This is a genomic window from Pedobacter sp. N36a (genome assembly GCF_014472395.1).
Lineage (GTDB): Bacteria > Bacteroidota > Bacteroidia > Sphingobacteriales > Sphingobacteriaceae > Pedobacter.
Genome location: NZ_JACSZW010000018.1, coordinates 26,206 through 32,470 on the forward strand (window position 1 = coordinate 26,206; position 6,265 = coordinate 32,470).

General features: G+C 42.4%; 4 protein-coding genes. 1 reads left to right on the forward strand and 3 read right to left on the reverse strand.

What is annotated here, in order from left to right; genetic code table 11:
• Window positions 1–184: 184 nt before the first annotated feature.
• Window positions 185–1,552 (forward strand): NAD-dependent succinate-semialdehyde dehydrogenase, encoded by a 1,368-nt coding sequence (locus H9X96_RS21725; protein WP_187668304.1) that lies wholly within the window; start codon window positions 185–187, stop codon window positions 1,550–1,552.
• 4 nt (window positions 1,553–1,556) lie between these two features.
• On the opposite strand, the gene H9X96_RS21730 is transcribed toward H9X96_RS21725, so the two are convergent.
• The 3 genes from H9X96_RS21730 to H9X96_RS21740 form a co-directional block, all read right to left on the reverse strand.
• Window positions 1,557–1,988 (reverse strand): hypothetical protein, encoded by a 432-nt coding sequence (locus tag H9X96_RS21730; RefSeq protein ID WP_187668305.1) that lies wholly within the window; start codon window positions 1,986–1,988, stop codon window positions 1,557–1,559.
• Window positions 1,989–2,199: 211 nt separating this feature from the next.
• The gene (locus H9X96_RS21735) at window positions 2,200–3,192 is read right to left on the reverse strand and encodes a type IX secretion system membrane protein PorP/SprF (RefSeq protein ID WP_187668306.1); all 993 of its coding nucleotides are present in this window, start codon (window positions 3,190–3,192) and stop codon (window positions 2,200–2,202) included.
• Window positions 3,192–6,265, reverse strand: a 3,074-nt coding sequence (locus H9X96_RS21740) for a gliding motility-associated C-terminal domain-containing protein (protein WP_187668307.1), incomplete at its 5' end; no start/stop codon positions are given. The genes H9X96_RS21740 and H9X96_RS21735, both read right to left, overlap by 1 nt.

Consider the following 6,265-nt stretch of genomic DNA (forward strand, 5'->3'; position numbering starts at 1 on the left):
AGATCACAAAGCGTTTAAAGTGCTGGAAAAAGAATATAAATTCCCCAAAGATCAGCTAAAACACCTACCAGGAAATAAACTATTTATCTTCCCAAATAGTTAAGGGAGATTCATGTCCAAAAAATAATAAAACAATTCCCCCTATTTAATTGCTGTTATAATCTAAATACAAAAGTAGAAGCGTATGATCTCAGTCAACCCAACCAATGGAAAAACGATAAAAACCTATATAGAAGATACCGAAAAGCAGGTCAATACGAAAATAGAAAAGACACATCAGGCTTGGTTAAAATGGAAAGAAACCCGTTTTTCTGTGCGTGCAGAGTTCCTTAGAAATACTTCGGCAGTGCTGTTAAAACGGAAAACTGAACTGGCCACTTTAATGGCTAAGGAAATGGGAAAACCCTTACCTGCGGGAATTGCTGAGATCGAAAAATGCGCTGCAGTATGTGATTTTTACGCTTCAAATGGTGCTAATTTCCTAAAAGATGAGCTGATTGCGACAGAAGCCAGTAAAAGCTATGTCAGTTTTCAGCCATTGGGTGTCGTCCTTGCCGTGATGCCTTGGAATTTTCCCTTCTGGCAATTGTTCCGTTTCTTGGCTCCTGCATTAATGGCCGGCAATGCAGGCGTATTGAAACACGCTTCTAATGTGAGTGGCTGCGCATTGGCGATCGAGGACGTGATTAAAGAAGCGGGTTTTCCGAAAGACCTTTTCCATGTCTTACTGATCAATAGTAAAGTAGTTAAACAAGCCATTGCCCATCCTTTCATTAAAGCCGTTACCTTAACCGGAAGTACGGAAGCTGGTAAACAAGTTGCGCAGCAAGCAGGTTTTCATTTAAAAAAAACAGTCCTGGAACTTGGTGGAAGCGATCCTTATATCGTATTGGCAGATGCTGATCTCGAACAGGCTGCAGAAATTTGTATGCAAAGCAGACTGATCAACAACGGCCAGAGTTGTATTGCTGCAAAAAGATTCATTCTCGTAAAAGAGATAGAAAAAGATTTTATGAAAATCTTTCTTCAAAAGATGCAGTCAAAAATCACCGGAGATCCGTTTGACCAGCAGACCGACCTCGGCCCTATGGCCCGAAAAGACCTGCGTGATGAGTTACATCAACAAGTTCTGGACAACATCAAAGCCGGGGCAAAATGCATTCTTGGTGGCAGAATTCCTGAATTTAAATCCGATCATGCTTTTTACACTCCTACTATTCTTACTGGAATAAAAAAAGGAATGCCAGCATATGAGGAAGAGCTTTTCGGTCCGGTGGCCTTGATATTTACAGCAAAAGATGAGGAAGATGCGATTAAGATTGCGAACGATAGTACCTTTGGATTAGGAGCAGCAATATTTACAGCTTCAAAAGCGCATGGCGAAGAAATTGCGGCAAAGAAATTAAACGCAGGATCCTGCTTTGTCAATAGTCTGGTGAAATCAGATTCAAGATTGCCCTTTGGTGGAATCAACCAAAGTGGCTATGGCAGAGAGCTCAGTTCTTTTGGCATCCGCGAATTTGTGAACATCAAAACCGTTTACATTCAATAAGGTTTTAGCCTTGATTCCATCGGGGTAACTGACCATAAATCCCCTGATAGATCTGCAGTATTTTCGATTTCATAGTTGCAGGCAGGTCCCTATTTTTTTGATCATAAGTCACATACCAATGGATGTGTAAAGCTTCTATGTCTTCGATCATCATTTGTACAGGCCAGGAATTCTTACGTTCAATTTCGCCAAACTGAAAACCATTCAACAGGTTCTCCCTCAGGTCGTCCAATAAATCTAGATTGACCTTCAGCTCTTGTGACTTTTCAGGTGGACCAGATTTATTGATATAAACCAATTCCACCCTCCCCTTTCTTAATGCATACACTAGGTATAGCCCATAATTATGTGGGCTAACATTGCAAACTTCTACTAAACTGTCCGTTGCCTGAAAAAAGAAATTGCCTTGCTTGTACTTACTCAATTCGTCAAACATAGATCCAATAGTTTTAAAACCCAATCGTTTTTCAATCGCGTTATTCTAATATAAAAATTTTGAAACCATCTTACAAATTAACGCTGTGAATGGGTGGAAAAAATAATCATGTTAAAATTACTGTCAACAACGACACCCAAATTAACAGTTTACCTACAACTTCAAAAAAAACATATCTTACTGAATTTCAAATAGATAATTTTATCTATTTTTAAAACACCCTTGGGCAGATAAAAGATCTTGGAGCTTTCCCAAAGGCCAAGCCCATGGTTATTTCATGGGAGCCATTTTGACTGCTGCCCAATGCACTGGTGACCTGATCATAAGAATAACCAATCCTGAATCGTTCGTTTACAAAAAATTGAATGATACCCGAGACAGAATTTTCTTTGCTCAATGATGCGGCGGATGTCTGCTTTTTCCAGAGATTAAATCCGGTTCGGATAGATCCACCTATCCAAACTTTATCATTAATGATCAGCATGGTGTTAAAGTCGGCACTGGTTGGTCCTCTAAAATCTTCTTTGATGAGCAGGCTTGGTCTGATTCTGAATTCTGGAGAAATATTGATCAAAGCCCCTCCCATCATATAGGCATGTCGGCTGCGAATAATGTTTAAAGAGGAAGACTGGTCTCTTTTTTTATCAGGGCCGGAAAATATATCCAGAGCAGAAAGTCCAAGGTACCAATAATCCGAATTGTAGAATATACCGAGACGGAAGTCGGGAACGATGTTACTTTGACTGCCTACTGGCAAGGCTTCATCTCCCGGTTGAATCGTGTTTAACATTCCTCCTTTTAAACTATACTGTGCTGCGCCTACGCCCAATCCAAAACTTAAGCGCTGGGTATCTTCCCCATTCAATTGCAATCGGAAAGCGTAATTCAGCGTTGCTGAAGTAGAGGATTGCGCACCAATTTTATCAGTGGTAACCTGGAAACCTACTCCCATTTTGCGCTCCTGCGGATCTAAAATCCCATCAATAGAGGCGGTTGCTGTTTGCGGAGCGCCCTCCATTCCCAACCATTGCGCCCGCAATCCGAGTTGTACAAACCATTCTTCTTTATATCCGGCATAAGCCGGATTTACGCTCAGGCTATTGAATATATACTGGGTAAACTGAATATTTTGCTGCGCATTGGTTTTTCCAATTTGCAGAAAGCAGAGACCTATAAATACAGTAATCAGTTTTCTAATGTTCATTATCTTTTGATTAAAATCCAGCTTTTGCGAGAGGTAACCACCCCTCCTTTTGTAAGTTTGAGTACATAGAAATAAGTTCCGTCATTTAAGCCGGCCCCGTCCCATTCATCTTTGTAATTGTTATTTTTATAAACCTGATCGCCCCAGCGATTGAAAACAGCCAGGTCAATATTTTCATAATTCTCTCTTCCGACAATCTGGAAAGTATCGTTCTTTCCATCTCCATTTGGTGTAAATGTATTTGGGATCTCCAAATCTGGTGGAACTACATTAATCGTCACCATGGCCACATTAGAGGACATTCCCACCGCATCATGGATCTTATAGCTAAACTTTTCTATACCTGAGTACCCTTTTTTTGGTTGGTAAATGATCTTGCCATCTTTGTTCATTTGAAGGGTTCCATTTGCAGGTGCCATTTGTACTTCGACGGTACTGACATCCAAGGGGAAAAGACTTGGTTTGTCATTTTTAGCCACTGCCACCATGACCTCCACATCAGTTTTGGTATTTGCATAGTCATCAACAGCAGCAGGGTAACGCTTCACATCTATATCAGTAGGAATGTCATTACTCTCATTTGTACCAGAAACATCTGAAACTTGTTCGCCAACCTCAGTCAGACCATCGACATGGGCGATGTTTCTTACGTTGCCATTCAGTTTTTCATCTTCCGTAATGGTATAATTTCCTGTATAGGTAATGGAAGTATTCGGTGCAAACGTTGTTACTGGAAGTGTAATGGCTCCCGGAATTTTCGGATCCGATAAGACCAGGTGATGCAAAGTGACGTTTCCGATATTCTTGATAACGAAATTGTAAGTAATCGTTTTTAAATCGGTATTTAAGCGTCCGGTTTTCACCAAACTGATTTTAGGATTCTGATCAATAGCGACATCTGCGGTAGCGGAAACAACCAGTGGATGTTCTGTAGTTTGTACGGTAGCCGTATTCTGAATTTTACCAATATTTGCTGTCGGCACCCCATTCCTATCTAAATCTGATTGAGTAACGGTATAGGTTCCGGTATAAATCCATGATTCTTCTCTTTCCAAAATACCATTGCCATTATCACCTATAAGCCTCAGATCTCCGGCGATTAGCGGATCCCTCAAGCTCACATTGTGGTGACTTGCGGATCCAGTATTTTTAACTATGATGGTATAATTTATCTTATCTCCAACCGCAGAAACGGATTGCTGGTCGGCGATTTTCGTAATCGAAAGGCCGATGCAAGCTGGAACTGTTACGGTAATTTTAAAAGGAATTCCATCGCAGCCACCAGCTAATCCTCTTGGCGTAACGGTATAGGTAACCTCCTGCGCAATGGCCGTAGGATTGTAAAGGTCGGTAATGATGGCATTTCCAGATCCGTCTAGGGCACCCAATACTGGAGTATTCACTGTCCAGCTAAATGTAGCTGGGACTGCGTTTCCACCTTTTGCCCTATTGTTGATATTGGCTTGCAATGGGTAGCTGAATGCTGATTCACCACAGCTGAGTGTGCTCAGCGTGTCGTTGAATCCTCTTGGAACCGGACTGACAGTCACTGTAGTTGTTGCTGATACTGCACTGGTACAACCTCCAGCATTTGTTACACTAACGGTATATATACCAATTTCACTGACGCTAAAGGTTTTTCCTGTAGCACCAGGAATTAGGATGCCGTTTTTATACCATTGGTTTCCGCTGTTTGATGATGAAGTCAGGATCACTACCCCTCCTTCGCAGAAAGTGGTTTCATTTGATGGGGATATCTGAGGTTGTCCCGGATACTGAACTTCGGTAACGTTAGTTGGTAATGAAATTGGACTGGCACAGCCGTTTGAATTTTTAAAACCAAGTGAGTAATCGCCAGGAGTTGTGGCGGTGTAGTTTTTGTCTATAGCTCCAGGGATTAAGATGCCGTTTTTATACCATTGGTTGCCCGTGTTTTCCGATGAAGTCAGGATAACATGACCACCTTCACAGAAAACAGCATGGTTAGTTGCGGTGATGGTTGGCGCGGCAGGAATCGGGTTCAGGGTGATGATCGCTCTTGCTGACTCCGGACTAAGGCAGTTGGTTAAGGTTACGATTACCGTATATTTTCCGCTTTCCCTAACGATATGGGTTTGACCGGTTGCACCTGTGATTGGGTTGCCATCTTTGAACCATTGGTTTCCTGCTGTTGCGGAAGAAGTTAACACTACTGCTCCACCTGCACAGAAAGTTGTCTGACCTTCGGCTGTAATCACCGCGGCATCTGGAATTGGGTTTACCGTAACTGGTATCGGATTGGAAGCTGGGCTTTCACAAGAAATGGAAGTAATTTTTACGCTGTAGTTTCCGCTTTCTGTAGCGGTATAAGTTTGTTGAGTGGCACCTGTGATCAGGCTTAGTCCTTTGTACCATTGGTAGCTATCGGCTAGAGTTGTCGTCTTTAACACTACGGCTCCACCTGCACAGAAAGTCGTCTGGCCTTCTGCGGTAATCACCACGGCATCTGGAATCGGATTTACCGTAACTGGTATCGGATTAGAAGCTGGGCTTTCACAAGAAATGGAGGTAATTTTCACTGTATAACTTCCGCTTTCAGTAGCGGTATACGTTTGCTGAGTTGCCCCTGCGATTAGGTTTAGCCCATTGTACCATTGGTAGCTGTCTGCTACAGTTATCGTCTTTAACACTACGGCTCCACCTGCACAGAAAGTCGTCTGGCCTTCTGCAGTAATCACCGCGGCATCTGGAATTGGGTTTACCGTAACTGGTATCGGATTGGAAGCTGGGCTTTCACAAGAAATGGAAGTAATTTTTACGCTGTAGTTTCCGCTTTCTGTAGCGGTATAAGTTTGCTGGGTGGCACCAGCAATCAGGCTTATTCCTTTATACCATTGGTAACTATCTGCTACGGTCGTTGTCTTTAACACTACGGCTCCACCTGCACAGAAAGTCGTCTGGCCTTCTGCGGTAATCACCGCGGCATCTGGAATTGGGTTTACCGTAACTGATATTGGATTAGAAGCTGGGCTTTCACAAGAAATGGAGGTAATTTTCACTGTATAACTTCCGCTTTCAGTAGCGGTATACGTTT

What these genes read in the sequence shown, in the direction of transcription:
- H9X96_RS21725 (WP_187668304.1), top strand. Translation starts at nt 185, where the DNA reads ATGATCTCAGTCAACCCAACCAATGGAAAAACGATAAAAACCTATATA.
- H9X96_RS21730 (WP_187668305.1), bottom strand. Translation starts at nt 1,988, where the DNA reads ATGTTTGACGAATTGAGTAAGTACAAGCAAGGCAATTTCTTTTTTCAG.
- H9X96_RS21735 (WP_187668306.1), bottom strand. Translation starts at nt 3,192, where the DNA reads ATGAACATTAGAAAACTGATTACTGTATTTATAGGTCTCTGCTTTCTG.